The organism is Streptomyces sp. NBC_01497 (assembly GCF_036250695.1).
GTDB lineage: Bacteria > Actinomycetota > Actinomycetes > Streptomycetales > Streptomycetaceae > Streptomyces.
In genome coordinates, this window is sequence record NZ_CP109427.1 from 1,854,896 (window position 1) to 1,877,433 (window position 22,538).

General features: G+C 71.1%; 16 protein-coding genes. 8 read left to right on the top strand and 8 right to left on the bottom strand.

Features of this window, described 5'->3' with window-relative positions; genetic code table 11:
* Window positions 1–30 precede the first annotated feature (30 nt).
* The gene (locus tag OG310_RS07900; RefSeq protein ID WP_329455165.1) at window positions 31–399 is read right to left on the bottom strand and encodes a hypothetical protein; all 369 of its coding nucleotides are present in this window, start codon (window positions 397–399) and stop codon (window positions 31–33) included.
* Window positions 400–1,025: 626 nt separating this feature from the next.
* On the opposite strand from OG310_RS07900, the gene OG310_RS07905 reads away from it, so the two are divergent.
* From OG310_RS07905 to OG310_RS07920, 4 genes are all read left to right on the top strand, one after another.
* Window positions 1,026–3,608 carry a carboxypeptidase regulatory-like domain-containing protein gene (locus tag OG310_RS07905; RefSeq protein WP_329455166.1) on the top strand — a complete coding sequence of 861 codons (2,583 nt, stop codon included), beginning with the start codon at window positions 1,026–1,028 and terminating at the stop codon, window positions 3,606–3,608.
* 512 nt (window positions 3,609–4,120) lie between these two features.
* A complete protein-coding gene (locus tag OG310_RS07910; RefSeq protein WP_329455167.1) occupies window positions 4,121–7,069 on the top strand; it encodes an Ig-like domain-containing protein in 2,949 nt (982 codons plus the stop codon).
* A gap of 170 nt (window positions 7,070–7,239) precedes the next feature.
* Window positions 7,240–8,349, top strand: a complete 1,110-nt coding sequence (locus tag OG310_RS07915; RefSeq protein ID WP_329455168.1) for an aldo/keto reductase — start codon at window positions 7,240–7,242, stop codon at window positions 8,347–8,349.
* 233 nt (window positions 8,350–8,582) lie between these two features.
* Complete coding sequence (locus tag OG310_RS07920; RefSeq protein WP_329455169.1) at window positions 8,583–9,338, top strand: class I SAM-dependent DNA methyltransferase; 756 nt, start codon at window positions 8,583–8,585, stop codon at window positions 9,336–9,338.
* A 150-nt stretch (window positions 9,339–9,488) separates the two neighbouring features.
* On the opposite strand, the gene OG310_RS07925 is transcribed toward OG310_RS07920, so the two are convergent.
* Window positions 9,489–10,169, bottom strand: coding sequence for an NADPH-dependent F420 reductase (locus OG310_RS07925; protein WP_329455170.1), 681 nt, complete (start codon window positions 10,167–10,169; stop codon window positions 9,489–9,491).
* A gap of 3 nt (window positions 10,170–10,172) precedes the next feature.
* Window positions 10,173–11,201, bottom strand: a complete 1,029-nt coding sequence (locus OG310_RS07930) for an LLM class flavin-dependent oxidoreductase (protein WP_329455171.1) — start codon at window positions 11,199–11,201, stop codon at window positions 10,173–10,175.
* 80 nt (window positions 11,202–11,281) lie between these two features.
* Here OG310_RS07930 and OG310_RS07935 point away from each other — a divergent pair, with 80 nt between their 5' ends.
* Together OG310_RS07935 and OG310_RS07940 are read left to right on the top strand one after the other, a co-directional pair.
* Entirely contained in the window at window positions 11,282–11,785 is a 504-nt protein-coding gene (locus OG310_RS07935) for a MarR family winged helix-turn-helix transcriptional regulator (protein ID WP_329455172.1), read from the top strand.
* A 552-nt stretch (window positions 11,786–12,337) separates the two neighbouring features.
* Window positions 12,338–13,117 carry an SDR family NAD(P)-dependent oxidoreductase gene (locus tag OG310_RS07940; protein ID WP_329455173.1) on the top strand — a complete coding sequence of 260 codons (780 nt, stop codon included), beginning with the start codon at window positions 12,338–12,340 and terminating at the stop codon, window positions 13,115–13,117.
* Between the two features lie 378 nt (window positions 13,118–13,495).
* Here OG310_RS07940 and OG310_RS07945 read toward each other — a convergent pair whose 3' ends face one another.
* From OG310_RS07945 to OG310_RS07965, 5 genes are all read right to left on the bottom strand, one after another.
* Window positions 13,496–13,864, bottom strand: coding sequence for a hypothetical protein (locus OG310_RS07945; RefSeq protein ID WP_329455174.1), 369 nt, complete (start codon window positions 13,862–13,864; stop codon window positions 13,496–13,498).
* 188 nt (window positions 13,865–14,052) lie between these two features.
* Entirely contained in the window at window positions 14,053–15,168 is a 1,116-nt protein-coding gene (locus tag OG310_RS07950) for a DNA alkylation repair protein (RefSeq protein WP_329455175.1), read from the bottom strand.
* A gap of 13 nt (window positions 15,169–15,181) precedes the next feature.
* Entirely contained in the window at window positions 15,182–15,484 is a 303-nt protein-coding gene (locus OG310_RS07955; protein ID WP_329455176.1) for a hypothetical protein, read from the bottom strand.
* A gap of 788 nt (window positions 15,485–16,272) precedes the next feature.
* Window positions 16,273–16,497, bottom strand: coding sequence for a hypothetical protein (locus OG310_RS07960; RefSeq protein ID WP_329455177.1), 225 nt, complete (start codon window positions 16,495–16,497; stop codon window positions 16,273–16,275).
* A gap of 223 nt (window positions 16,498–16,720) precedes the next feature.
* The gene (locus OG310_RS07965) at window positions 16,721–17,716 is read right to left on the bottom strand and encodes a helix-turn-helix transcriptional regulator (protein ID WP_329455178.1); all 996 of its coding nucleotides are present in this window, start codon (window positions 17,714–17,716) and stop codon (window positions 16,721–16,723) included.
* 813 nt (window positions 17,717–18,529) lie between these two features.
* Here OG310_RS07965 and OG310_RS07970 point away from each other — a divergent pair.
* Window positions 18,530–19,351 carry an endo alpha-1,4 polygalactosaminidase gene (locus tag OG310_RS07970; RefSeq protein ID WP_329455179.1) on the top strand — a complete coding sequence of 274 codons (822 nt, stop codon included), beginning with the start codon at window positions 18,530–18,532 and terminating at the stop codon, window positions 19,349–19,351.
* A 760-nt stretch (window positions 19,352–20,111) separates the two neighbouring features.
* Window positions 20,112–22,205 (top strand): alkaline phosphatase family protein, encoded by a 2,094-nt coding sequence (locus tag OG310_RS07975; protein ID WP_329455180.1) that lies wholly within the window; start codon window positions 20,112–20,114, stop codon window positions 22,203–22,205.
* The last annotated feature ends 333 nt before the right edge of the window (window positions 22,206–22,538 follow it).

A 22,538-nucleotide genomic window follows, 5' to 3' on the forward strand; every position in this document is an offset into this window, starting at 1 on the left:
CCTGACGTCGGGTTCGGACTCGGAGGCCGCTCAGCCCTGGCGCCCCTCCCGTTCGCGCGCGACCCGCAAGGCGTCGACCATGTCGCGCAGGTCCCCCGTCACGGCGTCGGTGTACGCCTCCGGTGTAGCCGCCGCGCCCGAGGGCAGGGGGCGCACGTAGTCGCGGACGACCATGAGCATCGCCGCCATGTGGTCGGTGTCGTTCCTCGCCAGGCGGCCCGCGCGCGCGTTCCCGTCCAGGTAGGCCGCGAGGTTGATGATCGCGTCGAGCGCGTCCTGCTCGGCGACCACATGGCGCGGGCCGCCCGCGGCGGGCACTCTCTGGTGCCCGTATTCGGCGAGCAACCCCTGCATCACCTGGTACAGACGGCTACCTGCCGTCGACTCCTCATTCTGCATGAACCAACCCTAAAGGGACGGGCACCGGGAGTGGTGCCGCCACACGGCGGCCCGGCCTCCCCGGGCCGCGCCCAGCACACCGACCGACCGCGCGGGAGATCGCCCGGCCCCGGGAAGGCGGACTCCCGCCGATGGCGGTACGACGCCTCGCGAGCGCAGCGGCGGAGCCGCCGAACGGGCCCCGGCCACCCACCGGCCCCTCGACGAGAACGGGAGCCCACGCCTGCGCGACCGCCGTCGCACCACCACGCCCGGCACCACGTCGCGGCGGCCACCCCATCGCCCCGGATTCACGGCACCGGCACCGGCACCGGCACCGGCACCGGGATGATGACTCCCGCCTCCGTCGATACCTGACGTTGTGTCACTTCTGCGGCGGCCCCGAGTGCCCCGCACGCCCCGCCACCACCACACCGGCGCCCTGCCATCCCCCCTCCGCTTACGCGAGCGGGGACGAAACGAGCGCGTAACACAAGGGGTGTTGACAGGCCGTCCGCGCCATCGGCTAATTGATCAGCCGCACCGGATGGTGCGGATCCGTTTGGTACCGGCCCTGCCAAGGGCCGCCCGGTCATGATGGGTGAATCGTGCCGCTCTCCAGACATATACGAAGAATCTCCCGGCCGTTGCGCGGACTCGCGTACGGCGCGACAGCAATCGGCGTCCTGTCCCTCGGCGTTGTCGGCGCCCAGAGCCCGGCGCAGGCCGCGCCGGTCCCGGCGATCTCCGCCACAACACCGGCCGCCACGACGGCAGCCGCCTCGACACCGGCCGGCGCGGGGTCCGAACTGGTCCCCCTGTGCGGTTCGCCTGCCAAGGGCCACGCCACCTGTTACGCCATGCGCACACCGGGCGAACCGGCGGCCATGAGGCTGAGCGCGGCGCAGGTTCCGGCCGGCCTCGGCCCGACGGACATCCAGAGCGCCTACCAACTGCCCCCGAACGGCGGGGCGGGAACCACCATCGCGATCGTGGACGCCTACGACGACCCCGACGTGGAAGCCGACCTGGCCGTCTACCGCGATCAGTACGGACTGCCGGCGTGCACCACCGCGAACGGCTGCTTCACCAAGGTCGACCAGCGCGGCGGGACGGGTTATCCGCAGGCGAGCGACTCCTGGGCCGGGGAGATCGCCCTCGACCTCGACATGGTCTCCGCGGCCGCGCCCGCGGCCCACATCCTGCTGGTGGAAGCGGACAACGACGACCTGGGCAACCTGGCCGCCTCGGTCGACGAGGCCGTCGCGCTCGGCGCGAAGTACGTGTCGAACTCCTACGGCAGGCCGGGCGACCTGCCGACGGACCTGGCCACGTACGGCTCGTCCTACGACCACCCCGGTGTCGCCGTGGTCGCGGCCAGCGGCGACGACAACTACGGGGTGTCCTTCCCCTCGACGCTCCCGACGGTGACGGCCGTCGGCGGCACCAACCTGGTGGCCGACCCGGGCAGCGCCCGGGGCTGGTCGGAGACCGTCTGGTCGAGGGCTCCCTACGGTCCGGGTTCGGGTTGCGCCGAGAACCAGGCCAAGCCGGCCTTCCAGAAGGACACCGGATGCGCGGGGCGCAGCGTGGCGGACGTCGCCGCGGTCGCTGACAACGTTGCCATCTATCTGAGCTACGGCTCGCAGGGCAAGGGCTGGCAGACGTACGGCGGAACGAGCGTGGCCACGCCCCTGATCGCCTCGGTCTACGCGCTGGCCGGACCGCCCCGCCCCGGCACCGACCCCAACGCCTACCCGTACGCCACGGGCGGCGCGGGCCTCAACGACATCACCTCCGGGTCCAACGGCACGTGCTCCGTGGCCTACCTGTGCACCGCAGGACCCGGCTACGACGGCCCGACCGGCCTCGGCACCCCCGCAGGGCTCGCCGCGTTCAGGAGCGGACCGCACGGCACGCTGTCCGGCACCGTGAAGGACGCGTCCACCGGCAAGCCGGTCGCCCACGCGGTCGTCGGCTCGGGGCTCAACGTCGCCACGACCGGCCCCGACGGCTCCTACACCCTGGATCTGCCCGCCGGTACCGTCACGGACCTGACCGTGCGGGCCTTCGGCTACACCACCACATCGCCTCTGACCGTCACTCTCGCGGACGGCCAGTCCCTCAGCCAGGACTTCCGTCCCTCCCCCGTCCCCCGTGAACGCGTCAGCGGCACCGTCCGCGACGGATCAGGGCACGGCTGGCCCCTGTACGCCAAGATCTCCGTCGCCGGATCGCCCGAAGCCCCGGTCTGGACGGACCCGGTGACCGGCGCGTACACCCTCTCCCTGCCCGAGAACGCCACGTACTCCCTGTCGGTCGCCGCCTCCCTGCCCGGCTACGACACCCTGCTCCGCGACGTCGACGTGGCCAAGAAGCCCGTGACCGCGAAGCTGGCACTGACCGCCGACCCCGACGCGGCGAGCGCCGTCGGCTACCGGCTGAACCTGGCCGACCGCGCCGAGACGTTCGACTCCACCACGAGCGCCCCCTCGGGGTGGAGCGTGGTGAGCGCCCCCGGCACCAGCAACGGCTGGGAGTTCGACGACCCGATCGGGCGCGGCAACGTTACCGGCGGGCAGGGCTCGTTCGCCGTCGTGGAGAGCGACCAGGGGCCCTTCGGACCGCACCAGGACAGTCAACTGGTCAGCCCCGCCTACGACCTGTCGACCCAGCAGTCCGCCGAGCTCACCTTCGAGACGGCCTACACCGAGAACCCGAACCAGCAGCACATGACCGTGGACGCGACCACGGACGGGGGCTCCACCTGGCAGACGGTCTGGAACGGCCCGAGGACCAGCGACAGTGTGCAGAACCTGACAGTGCACGTCCCGTTGCGGCAGTACGCCGGGCAGAAGGCCGTCCAGCTGCGCTTCCACTTCGTCGCGGACTGGGGTTACTACTGGTCGCTCGACGACGTGCACGTCCAGTCCCGCACCCTCACGCCCCTCCCCGGCGGCCTGGCCGTCGGCGTCGCCCGGAACCTGAAGAACCTCTCCGGCGTGGCCGGTGCGTCCATCGCCGACACGAAGAACCCGGCCACCACCGCCACCACGGTCGCCACCCCTGACGACCCCGCGCTTCCGGACGGCTTCTACACCCTCTTCCTGGCCAAACCGGGCATTCACACACTGAGCGCCACCCTGCCCGGATACACCGCCCTGAAGAACCTCACGGTGGTACTCCCCGACCAGGTCCGACGAGTGGACTTCCTCCTCATCCCCCACTGATCACCCTCCTGGCCCTTCCTCCGCGCAAGCCGTCCGGCCCTCATCCACCCGCGCCTGCGGGGAGCCTGAGCGGTCATCCGGTCGTCGAGCGGAACGCGAAGGCGGCTGTGCCCGTGGCCCCGTCCACGGGCACAGCCCCCGGGGGCCGCGCCCCCACGGGCCGCCGCTCAGGCAGTCCCCCTCCCACCATCCCCCGCACGGCGCGGATACCGGCTGCCGTCGTGGGGCGACCCCCTCCCGGCGGGCGCGATCCGTGACCGCCAAGCCTCCGATGAATGACCGGGGATCGGCCAGGCCTCCGATGATTGTCCGGCCATCGCCAAGGGCCTGACCACGTGAGACCGGAGGCATCCATCAGCGGGCTCCTGCTTCTTCCGTGAGACCCCTTGACCGCCGCCTCATCCACTGCCAGTCTGTGCGCGATTCATCGGAGGTCTTGAGTCTCCCTGGGCGGTAGACATGGGCCGACAGTTCCGGGAGCGGTCATGAAGTTGATGGCATCAACGTGCAGAGTGTTCGTAACCCTTCTCGTGCTCGCCCTGGCCGGCGCGGGCTCGTTGCTCTGGGGGGCGCCTTCCGCGCAGGCGGCGGCGCCATCGGTGCTGTGGTCGGCGCCCGACGGCCACGGCTCGGCGTGCACGTCGAGGGTTCCGTGCTCACTGACCTCGGCACAGGCCGCGGTGCGAAAGCTGGAGAGCCGGGACCGCCCGACGGACATCACCGTCGAACTCCGGGACGGCGCCTATCGGTTGAGCAGGACGTGGACGTTCGGAGCGGCCGACTCCGGCCGTTCCGGTCACCCCGTGGTGTGGCAGGCGGCGCCCGGCGCGCACCCGGTGATCTCCGGTGGCACCCGGGTGACCGGCTGGTCCCGTGGCAGCGACGGGGTGTGGTCGGCGAGCGTCCCGCGTGGCAGCGCCAGCCGGCAGCTCTACGTCGACGGCGCGGAGGCCCCCGTCGCGCAGGCCTCTCCGGCGGACCTGCACTTCGCGGGCGGCTGGACGGGTACGGCCACCGGCTACGACCTGGCGAAGGACGCCACGGCGCGCGCCTGGTTCGCCCGTCTCACGCCCGCGCAGCTCGCCGGGGTCGAGTTCGACTACCTCGCGGGCAACGGGGCGTGGACCGACTCCAAGTGCCGGGTCGCGAGCATGTCCGGCAGCCGGCTGATCATGGCTCAGCCCTGCTGGACCGATGTCACCGACGCCGCGCCCTTCAATGACGGCACGGGTGGGTTGCCGTCCATGTCCACCTCGCAGATGCCCTCGACGATCCAGTACGCCCGCAGTCTCCTCTCGCCGGGACAGTGGTTCCTGGACAGCGCGAAGAACACGCTGTACTACGCGCCCGTCAGCGGGCAGCGGATCACGGACCTGGACGTCGAACTGCCCCGGCTGGAAACGCTGGTGCAGGGCGCCGGGAGTCTGACCAGGCCGCTGCACGACCTCACGTTCGCCGGGCTCCGGTTCTCGTACGCCACCTGGAACGGCCCCTCCTCCGCAGCGGGGTTCGCCGACGTGCAGAGCAACCTGCACCGCACCGGCGCGAACAACCAGGGCCTGTGCACCTTCTCCACGCCGGCCGGCAGCTGCCCGTGGGGCGCACTCACCGAGCCGCTCGCCAACGTCGCGTTCACGGCGTCCGACCACGTCACGCTGACCGGCAACCGGTTCGTCGACCTCGGCGGTGCGGGGCTGAGCTTCGCCTACGGCGGCTCGTACAACCGCGTCGAGGGCAACGAGTTCACGCAGATCGCGTCGACCGCGATCTTCCTGGGCTGCACCTACGACCCGACACCCACCACCACGTCCGCGTCGGTGATCAAGGCGGGCTGCACCCCCGATCCGAAGGCGGTCGCCTCGGACCGGGTCGGGAACAACGAGATCCTCGACCACACCACGGTGGCGGACAACGTGATCCACACGGTGGGCACGGACTACCGCTCGGCCTGTGGCATCACACTGCTGTTCTCCCAGCACACGACGATCACGCACAACAACCTCTACGACCTGCCGTACACCGGTATCACGGCGGGAGTCATCGAGGGGCACGTCGACGACGCCGACCATCCGCAGAACTCGACCAACATCAACGCCGCCAACACGATCAGCGACAACCTGATCCACGACGTCATGCAGGTGCTCGACGACGGCGGCGCCATCTACATGGAGGGCCACCAGGCCCCGTACGTCCACCAGGCTGACGGAAGCATCGACGCGGCGGCGACCCTCGCGGGCGGCCTGCGGGTCACGGGCAACGTCGTGTACAACGACGGCTCCCGGTTCAACGCCTTCTATGACGACGCCGGTTCGGAATGGATCAAGATCAGCGGCAACGCCGAGTTCCACCCGCTCGACTCGCTCGGTGCGCAGGGCGGCTGCTCGGCCACCGGCCACTTCTGGGTGAGTGGCAACTACTTCTCCGACGACGCCGGCAGCTACATCTGCAACGCGCCCGTCGACTCGAACGTCAGCGACAACACGAAGGTCCCCGCCTCCCCCGGCCCCGGGGACATCCCCGACGCGGTGCTGGCCCGGGCCGGCGTCAGGGCCGCCCACCGGTTGCCGGCCAACGGAGCGCTTCCCGAGGCGAGTTACATCTCCGCGCCCACACCGCTCGCCACCGGATCCACGATCGACCAGGTACTGGTCGCCGGGGCGAACCTCTCGGCAAGCACCCCGGTGTACTTCGGCGACCGGCGCGCGACCCGGCTGCGGCTGCTCTCCTCCGGTTTCCTGACCGCACAGGTCCCGGCCGGCGCCGATGGGACCGATGTCACCGTCGGCACCTACGTGCCCCGGCCCCTCGTCACCGCTCCCGGCAACGGCGCCACCGGCCTGCCGGACACCTACCCGGTGCGCGGAACCGGGGTGGCCGGTGACACCGTCACGGTCACCGACGGCACGGGCGGTGCCGGCTGCACGGCGGCCACCGGCAGCGACGGCACCTGGACCTGCACGCTGTCCAGTTCATCCGCCGGCCAGCACACACTGACAGCCACGCAGTCCGACAGGAGCGGCGCCACCTCGAAGCCGTCGGCAGGCGTCACGGTCTACGTCGGAACACCGCCGGCCACGGCACGCCTCGACGACACCGACGCGTCAATCACGTACAGCGGCTGGGACTCCTCGGGAGGCCGTGGTTACGGCGACTACAACGACGACATCCACTACACGCAGAACGACGGCAGCAGCCTGTCCTGCACCTTCATCGGCACCGGCGTCACGGTGTTCGGCGAGCAGTACACCGACCAGGGCGACATCAGTGTGTCCCTCGACGGCGGAGCTCCCACGGTGGTCAGCACCGTGCCCGCCGACGGCACCCGGCACACCGACGCCCCCGTCTTCACCGCCCCGCCGCTCACACCGGGAGTCCACACGATCGTGGTGACCAAGGTGTCGGGCCAGTACGCCACGTTCGACGGCCTCGGGATCGACAACACGGCTCCCCAGCGCTCGTAGGGCCACGCCCCGTCCCGGCAGGCGGGGCCCGGACCAGCACAGCGGTCCGGGCCCCCGCCTGTTCTGCGGACCGGTCCCGGGAGGCCCGCGAAGGGGACATTTTTCTGGACTTGCAGGTCCAAAAACTCCGCCGCATGCTGGGCCGCACGTCCAGCTCGGAAGGGTTTCCCATGGCACTCGACCACTACTACCTGCTCGGCCGGTCCGGTCTGCGCGTCAGCCGCCTGGCCCTGGGCACGATGAACTTCGGCACCGGAGGATTCCACGCCGGATACGGCAAGACGCAGGACGAGGCCCGCCCCATCTTCCGCCGCTACCTCGACGAGGGCGGCAACTTCATCGACACCGCCGACTTCTACACCGCGGGCGAGAGCGAGACCATCCTCGGCCGCCTCATCGCCGAGGCGAAGGTGCGGGAGCGGGTGGTGCTCACCACGAAATTCACCAACAGTGTCGACCCCGGCGACCCGAACGCGGGGGGCAACGGCCGCAAGCACATGATCAGAGCCCTCGACGCGTCCCTGCGGCGGCTGGGCACCGACTACGTCGACCTCTTCCTGCTGCACACGTGGGACCGGCTCACCCCGGTGGAGGAGGTCATGCGAACCTTCGACGACCTCGTCAAGGCGGGCAAGATCCGTTACGCGGGCCTCTCCGACGTGCCCAGCTGGTACGCCGCGCAGGCCCAGACCTTCGCGGCGGCCCACGCCCTCGCGCCGGTGATCAACCTGCAGTTGCCGTACTCCCTCACCGAGCGGGCGATCGAGACCGAGCACGTCCCGATGGCCCAGAACCTGGGCCCCGGCATCACCGCGTGGAGCCCCCTGAACAGCGGGTTCCTCACCGGGAAGTACCGCCACGACGGGCGGGGCCTGACCGGTACGGGCCGGCTCACCGGCGCGGGGGCGCCCCCGCTGTCCTGGACGGACCGGCAGTGGCAGGTACTGGGGCCCCTCGAAAAGGCGGCGGGCGAACTGGGCGTGACGATGGCCCAGGTCGCGATCAACTGGGTCGCCACCCGGCCCGGCATCGCCTCGGCGATCCTCGGCGCGAGCAGTGCCGACCAGCTCGGGGCCGGTATGGCCGCGCTCGATTTCGAACTGCCCCCGGAAGTACGGGCTTCCCTCGACGCGGCGAGCGAGCTGCCTCCCGAGTCGGTGTACCGGATGTTCACCCCCGCGTACCAGAGCTGGCTCGTCAACACCGGTGCCAAGGTCGGCGACAAACCGGCCGGCTACCACCCCGGCGTGCGCAACTGGGTCCCGGAGCCCGCCGAGTAGCACGGGAACCCGACAGCAGGGCGGCGCGTGGGGTCACCACCGCTTCGGTGAGCGCCACTTGGCGCCGTCACGGCCCACCCGAGGGGTGGTACGGCGTTCCCCGCCCGCTCGGGGCGGGGCGAACGGGAGCGGGGCCGGCGGGCCGAGCGGCCCGGTCGAACAGGAGCCGGGCCGACGGGGCGAGCCCAAAAAAATCCCGGTCCTCGCGACCGTCCCCGGGGTACCCTCCGCCGGTGACCGACGACGACGGGTACTTCGGAGAACGGGTGGCGGGGCGGTACGACGAGTCCTCGGGTGCGGAGTTCCAGCCGGAGGTCATCGAGCGGACGGTGGACGTCCTGGCGGAGTTCGCCGGCGGCGGGCGGGCGCTGGAGCTGGGGATCGGTACGGGACGCATCGCGCTGCCCCTCGCACGCCGGGGCGTGCCGGTCCACGGCATCGACCTGTCCCGCGCGATGGTCGCCCGTATGCGCGCGCACGAGGGGAGTGCGGGGATCGGTGTGTCGATCGGCGACTTCGCGACCACGACGGTGGACACGGAGCGGGAGGGGCCCTTCTCCGTCGCCTATCTGGTCTTCAACACCATCATGAACCTGACCCGTCAGGAAGCGCAGGTCGCCTGCTTCCGCAACGTCGCCCGGCACCTGGCTCCCGGCGGCGTCTTCGTCATCGAGGTGATGGTTCCGGAGCTGCGCAGGATTCCGGCCGGGCAGAACATCGTCCCGTTCCTGACGGGTCCGAACGGGTGGGCCTACACCGTCTACGACACGGTCACCCAGGACGCGACCTGCCACTACATCGACATCGCACCGGACGGCCGCGGTACGGCGCACGCGACCCCGTTCCGCTACGTCTGGCCGTCCGAACTCGACCTGATGGCGCAGCTCGCGGGCCTGCGCCTGCGCCATCGCTGGGGCGGCTGGGCGCGCGAGCCGTTCACCCAGGACAGCGTGCGGCACGTCTCCGTCTGGGAGAAGCCGACCGGCTGACGGCACACGGAACGCGGACCGGAGCACCGCAGGGCGGCGGCCCGGCGGCCGGAGCCGACTCCCGTACGACGCGGCCCAGCGGCCCAAGCCGACTCCCGTACGACGCGGCCCGGCGGCCCAAGCCGTTCTCCCGTACCGCGAACGGCCTCTTCAGCGGGCTGCGGCGCGGACCTCGGCGAGACGCAGGCCGGCGGCCGAGGAGGGGAAGCGGTCCAGCATCGCGCGAATCCCGGTGGCGTCGGTGTTGGCGCCGAACAGTTCGGCGCCGGGCTGCATACGGACGCCCTCGGCGAGCGGTCCTGCGACGACCGGGTCGAAGCCGAGGGCGTCGACGAGGGCCGCGACCGACGCGATGTCGGCCTCGCCGTCCCCCGCGAGCGCGATCGCCTTGCGCCCGGGGGTGCCTGCCGGGCGGGCCCCCTCCTCCAGGTCGTGGTAACCCATGTGGTTGAACGCCTTGACGACGCGCGAGCGCGGCAGGGAGGCCCGCACGATCTCGCTGGAGGACGTACGCGGATCGGTGAGGTCGTCCCGGATCCCGTCGACCTCCCACCAGTAGTTCATGGCGTCGATCACCAGCTTGCCGCCCAGGGCCGCCACGGGCAGGGACCGGTACCTGCCGAGCGGCAGGGCCAGCACGACGACGTCGGCCCGTTCCGCCGCCTCGGCCGCGGTGACCGCGACGGCCCCGGGCGTCACGACCTCCACGATGAGTTCGATCTTCGAGGGGCTGCCGGAACCGGCGATCAGGACGTCATGGCCCGCCGCGACGGCGAGCCGGGCGAGTACGGTGCCGACCTTGCCCGCGCCGAGGATGCCGAGGGTGGCCATGGCTCAGCCCGCCAGGATGTCGCGGACCATCGGCGCCACCTTCGCGCCGAACAGCTCGACGGCCCGCATCCGGGCCGACCGCGGCTGGGCTCCGGCGCTGTAGATCATGTCGAAGCGACCGACACCGAGCGTCCTGACCGCATCGGCGATCTTGCGGGCGACGGTCTCCGGTGCCCCGATGTACATGGAGCCGCCCTCCACCTCGGTGTCGAACTCCTCGCGGCGCAGGGGCGGCCAGCCGCGCAGCGCGCCGATCCGGTCCCGCATGACCTTGTAGGGCGCGTAGAACAGTTCCTTGGCCTCCTCGTCGGTGTCCGCGACGAACCCGGGCGAGTGCATCCCGACGGGGTGCGCGAGCGTGCCGAACTGCTCGGAGGCCCGTCGGTAGAGGTCGATGTACGGCAGGAAGCGCGCGGGAGAGCCGCCGATGATCGCGAGCATGAGGGGCAGCCCGTGACGTGCGGTGCGCACGACCGACTGCGGGGAGCCGCCGACGCCGACCCAGGTGTCCAGGCGGCCGGACTCGGTCTTCGGGAACACGTCGGCGTCCTCCAGCGCGGCGCGGGTGGTGCCGCTCCAGGTGACCGGCTTCTCGTCGAGCAGCCGCACGAAGAGGTCGAGCTTCTCCTCGAACAGGACGTCGTAGTCGCTCATGTCATAGCCGAACAGCGGGAAGGACTCGGTGAACGAGCCCCGGCCGAGGATCGTCTGGGCGCGGCCGCCGGAGAGCGCGTCCACGGTCGCGAACCGCTGGAAGACGCGGACGGGGTCGTCGGAGCTGAGTACGGTGACACCGGATGCGAGCTTGATGCGCGAGGTTTTGGCGGCTATCGCGGCCAGGACCGTCTCCGGCGCGGAGATCGAGTACTCGGGGCGGTGGTGCTCACCGAGTGCGATGACATCGACACCGAGCTCGTCGGCGAGCACCGCCTCGTCGACGACCTGCCGGATCGCAGCGGCGTGGGATACGGGGCGCCCGGATTCCTCCGGGACGTCGCCGAAGGTGTCGAGGCCGAGTACGAGGTCGGTCATGGGTACTGCCCTCCTCCAGTGATTGACGTGTCAAGTATTACTCCATATAATTGAGACGTCAACCATGGGAGGCGCAGGTCATGACCGGGTCACGGAAACTGCCCACGCGCGAGGAACTGCGCATCTGGCGGGACTTCATCGAAACCACCGACGCACTGCGCACCACGCTCACATCCCGGCTGAACGGCGACACCGGCCTCTCCCAGGGGGACTACGCCGTGCTCCTCGCGCTGAGTGAGGCGCAGGACACGAGGCTCCGCTCCTCCGAGCTGGCGACGGCGATCCGCTGGGAGCGCAGCCGCCTCTCCCACCACCTCGGCCGCATGGAACGCCGGGGCCTGATCCGCCGCGAGGAATGCGTCACCGACAACAGGGGCGCGCACATCGTCCTGGAGCCCAGCGGCGCGGAGGCCTTCCGGGCGGCCACCTACCCGCATCTCCGCGCCATCCGCGAGCTCTTCATCGACGCCCTCACCCCGGACCAGCTGACCGCCGCCGGCGACATCGCCGCCGCCCTGCGCGACCACCTCGGCCTGCCCCGTCCCGCGGGCCCCGCGAGCGGGTCCGGCGAGGACCGCGACTGAGGAAGGCCGCGGCCGGACGGACGTCCCGGGGCGTAGCTCGGTGTCGTTCCGTGCAGCTCGGTGTCGTTCGGTGTCGTTCGGCACAGCTCCGCGTGGTCCGGTGTCGTTCGGCGTAGGAGGCATGCGTCGCGGCGTACACGGCGGGCAGCACCCCGCCGGCGCCTCCCCCGGCCCGGTGGCCCGTGACCCGTGGGGCGTACCCGTTCCTGGTACCGGTGGTCCCAGGACGACGGGGCCACTGGTTGACACCGCAGCTCCCGGCCACCATGGAGGAAACGGCGTGGCGCGACACCCGACGCGCACGAGCGGAACACACACGGTCCGCGTCGTCGGCGTTCCCGCGGCTCCGCGGCTCCGCACCCGTCGCGCGGCTCGCGAGAGCCCCGCGGCCGGCTGCCCCGGGCGCGCTCGGCTCTGCGAACCGGGCCGGGAAGCGACGGAGCGCGGAACACGCGGACACGCCGCGTGCCGGATGGACCAGCGCCGAGCCGTCGTCGCCCCGCTCCCTGGCGGAGCCGGACGACCGGCCGGCTGTCGAAAGGAACACACCCCATGAGCAAGCTCGCACTCGTCACCGGCGCCACCTCGGGAATCGGCAGGGCGTTCGCCGAGCGCCTCGCGGCCGACGGCTACGACCTGGTGCTCGTCGGCCGCCGGGAGGAGCGGCTGACGGAGTTCGCCGCCGCCCACCCCGGTGTCACAGTCCGCGGCGTCACGGCCGACCTCGCCACCGACGAGGGCATCGACGCCGTCGCCGGCATCTGCGCGAGTGAGCCGCTGGACCTCCTGGTGAACAACGCCGGTGTCGCCCACTACATGCCGCTCGACGAACTCCCGGCCGCCAAGGCCCGCGAGCTGGTCACGGTGAAAGTCCTCGCTCCCACCCTGATCACGCGGGCCGCGGTCGCGGGGATGCGGCAGCGCGAGCGGGGCGCCATCATCAACGTGGCCGGCATGATCGCGTTCAGCGGACCCGCTCCGCACTCCCAGCTGCCCCGCCGCGCCGTCTACGCGGGCAGCCTGGCCCATCTCGTCGCCATGTCGCAGACCCTCAGCGCCGAACTCGAAGGCACCGGCGTCCAGGTCGAGGTCCTGTGCCCCGGGGTGGTCGCCACCGAGTTCCACGAGCGCCAGGGCCTCGACATGAGCGTCGTGCCCCGTATGACCGCCGAGGACGTGGTCACCGCCGGTCTGCGGGGACTGGAGCTCGGCGAGGTCGTCTGCGCCCCGGGGGTGGAGGACGCCGCCCTCCTCGACGCGGTCTTCCGGGCGGACCTCGCGGCGTTCGGCGGCCAGAGCACCGAACTCGCCACCCGCTACCAGGCCGGCTGACCCCGCTCACCGGGGTCGCGAGGTCCGGGGCTGCGAGGTCCCGGGGTCGCGAGGTCCCGGGGTCGCGAGGTCCCGGAGCTGCGAGGTCCCGGGGTCGCGAGGTCCCGGGAGCTGCGGAGGCTCGGGGGCTCCGAGGTCCCGGTGATGCGGAGGCTCGGCCCGCACGGAGGGTCGGGGGCCCGGAGAGTCGGGGGCCCGGAGGGTCGGGTTACCGGGTGGCCCGGAGAGCGCTCCCCTCCCCCGCGCTTGGTGACGGACCATCAAACGCGTTCAGAAGTCGGACAGTTGGCCCGTCCGGTACGGACATCCCTCGCCATGCCCTCCTCGTTCCGCCCCCCGGCCCGGCCGCTCCCCTGATCGGGCCGCCCGCGTCGGTCGTCAGGCGCCCATGCCGCGCAGGGTCTGCTGAAGGCCGGAGCCGATACGGTCCATCGTCGCCGTGTAGGCCTCCGGCATGTCGACGTCGAGCCGGTCCGCGAGGACGAAGACCCACCACAGACATTCGGCCAGTTTGTGTCGCAGCTCGGCGGCCACGTCACCGTCGATGCCCCAGGTGCGCTCGGCGGCGAGCACCAGGCGCCCGACGTAGGCGGCATCGTTGGTGAAGCCGAGCGCGAGCTCCGGCAGGGTCCATGTCCTGCCGAGGACGCGCTGTTCGATCTGCTCGTACTGGGCTCGGACCTTCAACGCCCTGTCGTCGGCCTCGGCAAGTCCGGCCTTGTCATCGCGGTCCGGTGTCTCGTTCATCTACGTCCTCTCATACGGTCGCGCCGCTCTCCAAGACACTGGAGGCGTCTGCGGGCTGTCTCGGTCCTGGCCCGGCTCGTGGTGTCGGGAGCGTCGGCCGGCGGCTGATGTTCATCGGGCAGTGTCTTCACCGACCGGGAACGGGGGCTCGGCGGTGTGGTGGAGCGCCACGCTTCCCGTGCTCCGCGTCAGGGTGTGTCCGGGGCGGCCAGGTCGAAGTCCGCCCGGTCCGATTCCCTCCCGTTGATCTGCAGGGAGATCGCATGCCGACCGGGGTGGTAGCGGCGTGTCGTGAGCAACCGGAACGAGTGCTCACGCGTCACCTGGATCACTTCGTCCGGCCCCAGGGTGCGGGTGGTGAGTTTGAAGGTCTTGCCGGTCCGGCCGCCGTTGGCCTTGCGGTGGTGCACGATGTAGTCGATCGCGAGCCGCGCCGGCTGATCACCCGTGTTGCGGATCGAGGCGCTGAAGCGGACGCTGCCGCCGATCACGACGGTGTCCCTCTCCAGCCGGGGCCCGTCGACCTCCAGCGCGGCGGGGGCGAATCCGAGCAGTTCCAGGGCACCGGGGTGGCCGCGCTTGACGAGCGTGCGCAGCCCCTGCCGTACCAGGCGCTCGGTGGTGGCGTCGGGAGTCCCCAGCCAGCGGCGGGCCGTGCCGATCACGAGGTCCGGTTGGTCGCGGCTGAGGTCGTTGAGGTGGTTGGCGACGGAGCGCCGTACGTACTCGCTCTCGTCCCGGTAGAGGGCGTCCAGGATGGGGACGGTCCCTTCGGGACGAGCCAGGATGTCCGGCACCCGGACCGCCCACGGAAGGTAGGGGCGGGTGCCTTCGGAGGCGAGTCTGCGCACATGGGCGTCGGCTGATCCGGTCCAGTCGCCGGCGATGACACCGAGGGCCCGGTCGAGATCGTGCCGCAGCAGCGTCCTGATGGCGAACTCCGAGGACAGCCGGCCGGTGAGGCTCGCGAGCAGCTTCATCGCGTCGTCGAATGAGGCACCGTCGGCCTCCTGGACGGCCCGGGTGGCCAGGGCGCTGGTCACCGGCCAGATGAGCCATCCGGTGAAATCCGGGGCGCCGTCGCGGGCGATGCGTACGGTCCGTGCCAGGGCCGCGTAGTCGCCCGGAAGATCGGCCAGCAGCGCGTCGCGCAACAGGTCGGCGCGCTCCCGCAGCGACAACGCGTCGAGATGTCCGGGCGCCGCGCGCAGCGCGGTGAGGTCGGCGTCCGGAGCGGCGGACCGAATGGCGCGCGTGAGGCTCTGGACGGTGTGCTGACCGATGAGTTCGTCGGCGAACGGCATGTTGGGTCCTCCGTCACACGAGGTGCTGCAGGGCGGTGGTGAGCTGCCAGTCCACGCTGTCGTGGTCGATCGTGGCGTGGACGGGCGAGTCCGCCATTTCGCCGGTGATGCCCGCCGCGCCGGCGCGGGCGTGCTGCGGGCTGTCGTAGGCGACGATGTCCACGACGCGGCCGTCGTCGGTCTCGACGATGCGCCGCCACAGGAACCCTGGCTGCCGCTTGAGGTAGGCGTTGATATCGGTGTTCGCCTCGACGAAGTCCTGGGCCGTGCGGCCCGGGGCGGGGCGGAGGGTGGTGATTTCCAGTGTCTCGGCCATGGTGTGTTCCGTTCCTTGAGGCGTGGTGTGCGTTCACGTCGCCCTGCGCGGGTCCAGCCCCATGCGGGGCCCGGGTGCGAAGGGGCGGGTGCCGGTGGCTTACGGGAGGTGGGACTCCGGGAGGGGCCGCCGTCCGACGGGCAGGTCCCGGCGGGTACGAGCGACGGTGTGTCCCGCGCTCGTGTCTGCGCGTACGTCCTGCGCGTACGAGCTGCCCCGCCGGTCGGGAGCGAGGGGGTTCGGTGTGACTCAGCGGACGAAGGCGCTGGCGGCGAGGCCGTTGATGCTGGTGTCACCCTGCTGGAAGCCGATCATGGACTCGATCATGCTGTGGGGATCGCGCCGAAGGCCAGGAGGCTCAGACGCAGACCGGAACGGCCGAGGGTGCGGTACGAGGTGAGAGACATGAGGTTCCTTCTCGAAGATGCGCGGGGGTGTGAACACCAGACTCGCTGACGGGGTGCCGAAGAGGGAGGCCGTGTCAGGGGTGTGGCGCACCCAGGCAGGCTCCCTCGTACCCGGCCCGGTGTGCCGCACCCAGGCAGGCGGCCTCGCACCCGGCCCGGTGTGCCGCACCCAGGCAGGCGGCCTCGCACCCGGCCCGGTGTGCCGCACCCAGGCAGGCGGCCTCGCACCCGGCCCGGTGTGCCGCACCCGGCCGGAGGTCCCCACCCCGGCGAGCCCGCCGGCTTTCGGCCGGAACCGCTTCACCTCACCGGAGCCTTCGCAGCGTGCGAACCGCGGACGGACCCGGACGAACGTCCGGCCTACGGCATCCGGCTGTCCGCCTACAGGTCCTTGATCCGCGAGTCGCCGACGGCGAGGGCCGGTTCGGGTCCGTAGCCGGAGGAGGGCGACTGGAATCCCGCGCTGAAGGAGCCGGCCAGTACGCGGCGCGCGATCTCCACGGACGACAGCTGCGTGAACCGGTAGCCGGTCGGTGTGTCGATCAGGGCGCGGGCCACACTGCCGTTCCGGCCGGTGACCTCGGCGACCACCTTGCTGCGTCCCACCTCCCGCTCCCGGGCGGTGGGCTCGTCCGGCAGCGTGGAGAGGTCCAGTCCCCGTAGACCAGTAGACGGGGGGTTGCGGCCATGATGCGCTCCCATGAGAAGGCGAGAATCGAGGGGGAAGGGCCCGTCCGGAGCGGCGAAACGCCCGGTGGTTCGTGCCTCGTACTGATGCTAGGAGCAGATCCGGACAGCTACGGTCCTGGTCTCTCACCGCCCGGCGCTGTCACCCGTTCGGACGTGACCGCTGCTCGTCGGGGCCCGGTCGAGGTGCCTGGTTGTCGCGGTACAGGGCATCCATACGGGCCAGCAGCGCCTCGCGGACCGAGTCGGGCGTGAGGACCTCCAGCGGGGTGCGCAGGGTGAGGAGGTAACCGGCGAGCTGGTCGGGGTCGGAGCCACCGATGGTGATGATCGTCGCGCTCGGTCCGTCGGATTCGTGTGTGGCGACGATGGGCGCCACCAGCCGCCGGGCGTCGTCGTAGGACAGCGGAAGCCGGACGCGGGCGAAGAACGGGTACCCGGCACGGGTGATGGTGTCGGACACCATCCGCGCGGCATCCGGGGCATCGGACAGGTCGGCGACTTCCCCGGTCGAGCGGACGTCGAGCACCCTGTCAGCACGAAACGTCCGCCAGGCCCGGCGCTCGACGTCACGGGCCACGAAGTACCAGTGGACGCCGGTGTGAACCAGCCGGTGCGGATCGACACACCGAACGGTCGTGACACCGTGCATGTCGCGGTAGGTCAGTGTGGTGCGTTCGGAGGCCCGGCAGACGGAGGCGAGCAGCAACAGCACATCGGCGGACACCTGAGGGGTCTCGCAGCGCGGAGTGTGTTCGACGGTGTCGTCCAGGCCCGCCAGGGTCCTCGCCATCCGGGCCGGCAGGATCTGCCGCAGTTTCAACAGGGCCGACAGCGCCGCCGGGTCCGCGCCGAGCGCCGCGCCGTGTGCGGCCTCCCGCAGCGCCACCGCCACGGCGAACACCTCGTCGTCGTCCAGGTTCAGCGGCGGCATGCGGTTGCCCGCGCCGAAACGGTAACCGCCGCCCGGTCCCGGTATCGACTCCACGCCGTAACCCAGCTCACGCAGCCGGTCGATGTCCCGGCGCACCGTGCGCTCGGTGACCTCCAGGTGCCGTGCCAGCTCCGCGTTGGACCAGGTGGGCCGCGACGACAGCAGGGACACCAGCCGCAGGAGCCGGGCGGATGTGGCGATCACGAAGCGGACCCGGCCGGGCGGCACCGGCGGCGGCGTCCCGCCGGGATCCCGGCCGCCGCACCACCGTGGCATCTCGCCGTCACCGCTTCCGTGGACGTCGAGACATGAGCGCGCTCCGCTCGGCCTTCCATGTCCGCTTGCCTCCCCTTCCCCTGCCCCCGCGCGTCCTGCGAAGGCCGGGAGCTCTCGCACGAGGCCGTTGATTCCCGGGAAGCCGGGAGGCCGGCCCGCCGTGTGTTCGCGGCGCGGACGCCGAGGCGCGCACCGTTGCCGATCAGCCGTCTCCCGAGGCCGTGGAGGACGGTGGGATCTCCCTTGGTCCGGGCGTCGTCCACCGTAACCCACTGCATGAGCCGAGTGTTGCCCTGCCGCACGAGGCAGACCGTGTACCGGTTCGTCATGACGACATGGCGCGCGTGGTCGTGCCGGCCCGCGGCGATCGCTTCCAGGTGCGCCTCGTCACCGTCGAGGCGCAGGCGCGGGTGGCTCACGGAAGGGGCCGTGTCCCGTCGGCTGAGTGAGTCCGACAAGGCCCCGACGATCGTCATCCGGTCCGAGCAGCCCGCCGTACGCCCGGGGCCACGAACCCGCAACGTTGCGCGATGATGCGCAACTTGGCCTGTTATCAAGCAACTCCGCGCTCTTGACATGGCCGTACGTGCTCGATTTACTCCAGTCACGTCGCCGAACACCGGACGACGCAGAGGTACGCCTAGCCGGTACAAGGCCCTGTGCCTGAGCCCGGACTGAGTCGCCAGGATCACTGTCGGTGTCCGAGGCGGGGCCGTACCCCCCACCATGTGGAGCTCGTTGATGAGACTGAACTCCGTTCGTCACCGTGCAACTCTGGGCCTTGCCGCGGTCGGCGCGGCCGCCCTCGCGGCTTCCCTCCTCACACCGGGTGTCGCCCTGGCAGCATCGAGCGGCGTTACCCTTCCCCCCGTCCACGCCGGGTTCGACTACCAGATCGGCGGGGCGTACACACCGCCGGCCGGGGTCGACGTGGTCAGCCGTGACCACACCGACGCGCCGGCGGCCGGCAAGTACACCATCTGTTACGTGAACGCCTTCCAGGCCCAGCCGGGATCCGAGGACGACTGGGGCTCGGACCTGCTGCTGCACGACGCGCAGGGCGATGTCGTCTACGACGACAGCTGGGGCGAGGCACTCCTCGACGTGAGCACCGCCGCCAAGCAGAAGGCCGTGGCGGCGAAGGTCGACGCCTGGATCGACGACTGCGCGAGCAAAGGTTTCAACGCCGTCGAGCCCGACAACTTCGACAGCTACACCCGCTCGGGCAAGCTGCTGACGAAGGGCGAGGCGCAGGCCTACATCAAGCTGCTCTCGGCGCACGCCCACGAGAAGGGCCTGGCCATCGCGCAGAAGAACACCTCGGCGCTCTCCGTCAACCGAGCGGCCAACGGCCTCGACTTCGCCATCGCCGAGGAATGCGGGACCTACGACGAGTGCAACGACTACACCGACTACTTCGGTGACAACGTCATCGTGATCGAGTACACCGCCAAGGGTCTGAAGAAGGCCTGTTCCGGCTGGGGCGACGAGCTGAGCGTCGTACGCCGCGACCTGGACGTCTCTCCCATCGGCAGCAAGGGCTACGTCCGCCAGACCTGCTGAGCGGGTACCGGGTCCGGGCGCCCGCGCGGCCCCGGACCCGGTGAGGCGCCGTTGCCGCGGCGCGCAGGGCCTCCGTCGCTGTCACCGGTACGGCGACGAAGGCCGCGGCCTGGCCCAGTGCCGGAGCCCGGACCATCCACGGAGCCCGGACCATCGACGGAGCCACGCGTCCTGGTGGTCGCGTGAGGATTCGCCGAGCCGGTCGTCACCCGCGCGCTCACGCGGGGAGGCCGGCCCTGTCGCGTCCCTCCCGGCAATCGTCGCCAACGGCAGGACGAGGCAGGAGCGGTGGAGGCCTCGCCGTGGACCGTGTGTGCCGCGTACCTCGCCGCGCGCCTCGCCGGCCCGCGCACCTGCCGATGTACGCCCCGCGAGCCGCCCGCGGGATCGCCGGGGGACGAAGACGTTCGGTCCGGTGATCAGTCACCGTCGGCCCGGACCCACGTGCCCCAGGGACCACAGCACACATTCCGCCGCGGCGACCACCGTCCGCACGCACTCGCCGCCCTCCCCCGGCCGCGTCGCAGCGGCCGTCCTCACCCGGAACGCCTCGTCGCCCGGAGGCGCCATGAGCGCGACGATGCAGGTCTATCGCGGCGAAGGACTCACACCGCCCCATACACGCAGAAGTTGACGAAGACGCCGTCGATCCGGCTGATCACCGCTCGACCGGTGTTCACGCGCCGTTGGTGTCCACTCGCTTCGATGAGCGGGCTGCACCACCCGTCCCCGCCTGCGTATGTCCCTGTGAGGAGCTTCCATGGCCCCCGATCCGATCACCCCGGCGCCCGAGTCCGAGCCCGGCGACAGACCCGAGACGACGAGCGGCACCACCCGCCGCCGGTTCATCCAGGGCACGGGGGCCGCCGCCGGAACGCTGGCGCTCGGCGCGACCGCCGCCACAACCGCAGGTGCGGGCAGCGCGTACGCCGCTTCGAGGCCGCGCTACGCCCTGCCGAAGGGCTTCAAGGGCAACATCTCCGACCTGAAGCACGTCGTGATCCTCATGCAGGAGAACCGTTCCCTCGACCACTACTTCGGTACGTTCCCCGGTGTGCGCGGCTTCGATGACAAGCAGGCGCTGCGGTTCCAGGACGGCACCACCGTCTTCCAGCAGAAGGACAGCGACGGGAACCTCGTCACCCCGCAGGTCGATGACGGCGCCTGGGGCAACGACCACGGGGCCTGGGGCGACGTCGAGCACCGCACGTGGGACCAGTGGGTCCAGCACAACGGCGCCAGCTGCATGAACCACCACAGCGACGCCTACATGGGCTTCTACCACTCGGTCGCCGCGCAGTACACCGTCGCCGACCAGAACTTCTGCTCGGAGTTCGGGCCGACGGACCCGAACCGCAAGTACCTGTGGAGCGGTACGGCCAACACCGAGACGGGCAACACGGACGAGTCCAACTACTCCCGTCCCTGGATCACGGTGGCCGAGCAGCTCCAGCAGGCCGGCATCGACTGGCGGCTCTACTCCGACAACAGCGGCAACGGGCGCCAGGGGTACGTCAGCAGCTGGATCGGCGACTACGGCGACAACGAACTCAAGTACTTCAAGGGCTTCGAGCCCGAGGGGCTGGGCGCCGACGACCCGAAGCTGCGGCCCGGCACCGGGCTGATCTGGCGTGGCAACGCCGCGTACTACTCCGGCACGACCACGCCCAACAACGACTCCGACGCGAACCTCGACGCGGTCCTCAAGAACTTCCACGACTCCTGCCAGCCCGGCGCGGAGCACCCGCTGCCGCCGGTCTCCTGGATCGTCGCGCCGTACGGCTGGTCCGAACACCCCAGCGCGGACACCCTGCACGGCGAGCGCTACGTCAAGAAGGTGCTCGACAGCCTGCAGAGCAACCCCGACATCTGGAACCACACCCTGTTCATCCTCAACTACGACGAGAACGACGGAAAGTTCGACCACGTGCTGCCGCCGTGGCCCGAGCAGGGCACCGCGCGCGAGTACCTCGGCGACTACCCGCTCGGCTTCGGCCCGCGGGTACCGATGCTGCTGGTCTCGCCGTGGACCCGCGGTGGCTACGTCGCCTCGGAGGTCTTCGACCACACCTCGACGATCACGTTCCTCGAGAACTGGGCGGCCCACCTCGGCAAGCCGTTCCACTGCCCCAACATCAGCGAGTGGCGGCGCTCGATCGCCGGCGACCTGACCAGCGCGCTCGACTTCAGCCGCCCGCAGACGGGGCCGGCCACCTTCCCGGACCCGGCCGCCGAGCAGCCGGTGTCGATCTCCGCCGGCCACATGAAGCCGCGTCCGCTGAGCTTCCACCCGCACGCGACGATCTCGGAGGACCGCGCGTCAGGGAAGGTCACCGCCCGGATGACCCTGGCCGGCGGCCCGAAGGACAAGGCCCTGTGCTTCCAGGTCTTCCCCGACGCGCACCAGCCGTTCTCCAGCACGCCGTTCACCGTCACCGCCCACAAGGCGCGCGAGTACACCTGGGACACCAGGACCACTGACGGCGCGTACGCGTTCTCGATCTACTCCAACGACGGCTTCGTCCGCTCCTTCGCGGGCCGGATCACGCCCTCCGGGAAGAAGGATGGCGGCCTCCCGCGCGTGACGGTCGACCTGCTCAAGGACAAGGGCAGCCGGCACGAGGCCGAGGTGAAGCTCACCCTGCACAACAACGGCACGAAGCCGGTGCACTACACGCTCACCGCCCACGACTACCTCGGCCGCACCCAGAAGGTCACGGTCGCCCACGGCAAGTCGAAGGTCGTCACCTGGCCGACCCAGGACGGCTACTACGACATCGTCGTCACCGCCGACACCGACACCACCTGGACGCAGCGCTACGCAGGCCGGATCGCCGGCACCGAGAAGGACTGACCGGCCGGGACATCCCTGACGGTGGCGGCCGGCGGGCCGCCACCGGCAGGGGGTCCGCTACCTCGACACCGAGAGCCCCTGGATCACCTCGCCGATCCGGGGGCTGCCGTCGCTCTCAACGCCGTAGGTGCGAGGCGCACGATCCAAGACGAGTACCGTCGGCGACCGATCGGGCACCGTCGCCGGTGGGCGCGCGAGGCCCCCGACCGACCTGCTGCCATCCGTCGACAACCCGCCGGAACTCCACCAAATCCTGACGCGCACGCTCCAGGACGCATCCACCCTGGACCGTCGCCAGGATCAGCGACGCCATGAGCCCGGAATCCGTCGCGG

Bases quoted from the DNA above. Each gene is read 5' to 3' on its own strand.
- OG310_RS07900 (WP_329455165.1), bottom strand. From the start codon at position 399: ATGCAGAATGAGGAGTCGACGGCAGGTAGCCGTCTGTACCAGGTGATG.
- OG310_RS07915 (WP_329455168.1), top strand. From the start codon at position 7,240: ATGGCACTCGACCACTACTACCTGCTCGGCCGGTCCGGTCTGCGCGTC.
- OG310_RS07925 (WP_329455170.1), bottom strand. From the start codon at position 10,169: ATGGCCACCCTCGGCATCCTCGGCGCGGGCAAGGTCGGCACCGTACTC.
- OG310_RS07930 (WP_329455171.1), bottom strand. From the start codon at position 11,201: ATGACCGACCTCGTACTCGGCCTCGACACCTTCGGCGACGTCCCGGAG.
- OG310_RS07935 (WP_329455172.1), top strand. From the start codon at position 11,282: ATGACCGGGTCACGGAAACTGCCCACGCGCGAGGAACTGCGCATCTGG.
- OG310_RS07940 (WP_329455173.1), top strand. From the start codon at position 12,338: ATGAGCAAGCTCGCACTCGTCACCGGCGCCACCTCGGGAATCGGCAGG.
- OG310_RS07945 (WP_329455174.1), bottom strand. From the start codon at position 13,864: ATGAACGAGACACCGGACCGCGATGACAAGGCCGGACTTGCCGAGGCC.
- OG310_RS07950 (WP_329455175.1), bottom strand. From the start codon at position 15,168: ATGCCGTTCGCCGACGAACTCATCGGTCAGCACACCGTCCAGAGCCTC.
- OG310_RS07955 (WP_329455176.1), bottom strand. From the start codon at position 15,484: ATGGCCGAGACACTGGAAATCACCACCCTCCGCCCCGCCCCGGGCCGC.
- OG310_RS07970 (WP_329455179.1), top strand. From the start codon at position 18,530: ATGAGACTGAACTCCGTTCGTCACCGTGCAACTCTGGGCCTTGCCGCG.
- OG310_RS07975 (WP_329455180.1), top strand. From the start codon at position 20,112: ATGGCCCCCGATCCGATCACCCCGGCGCCCGAGTCCGAGCCCGGCGAC.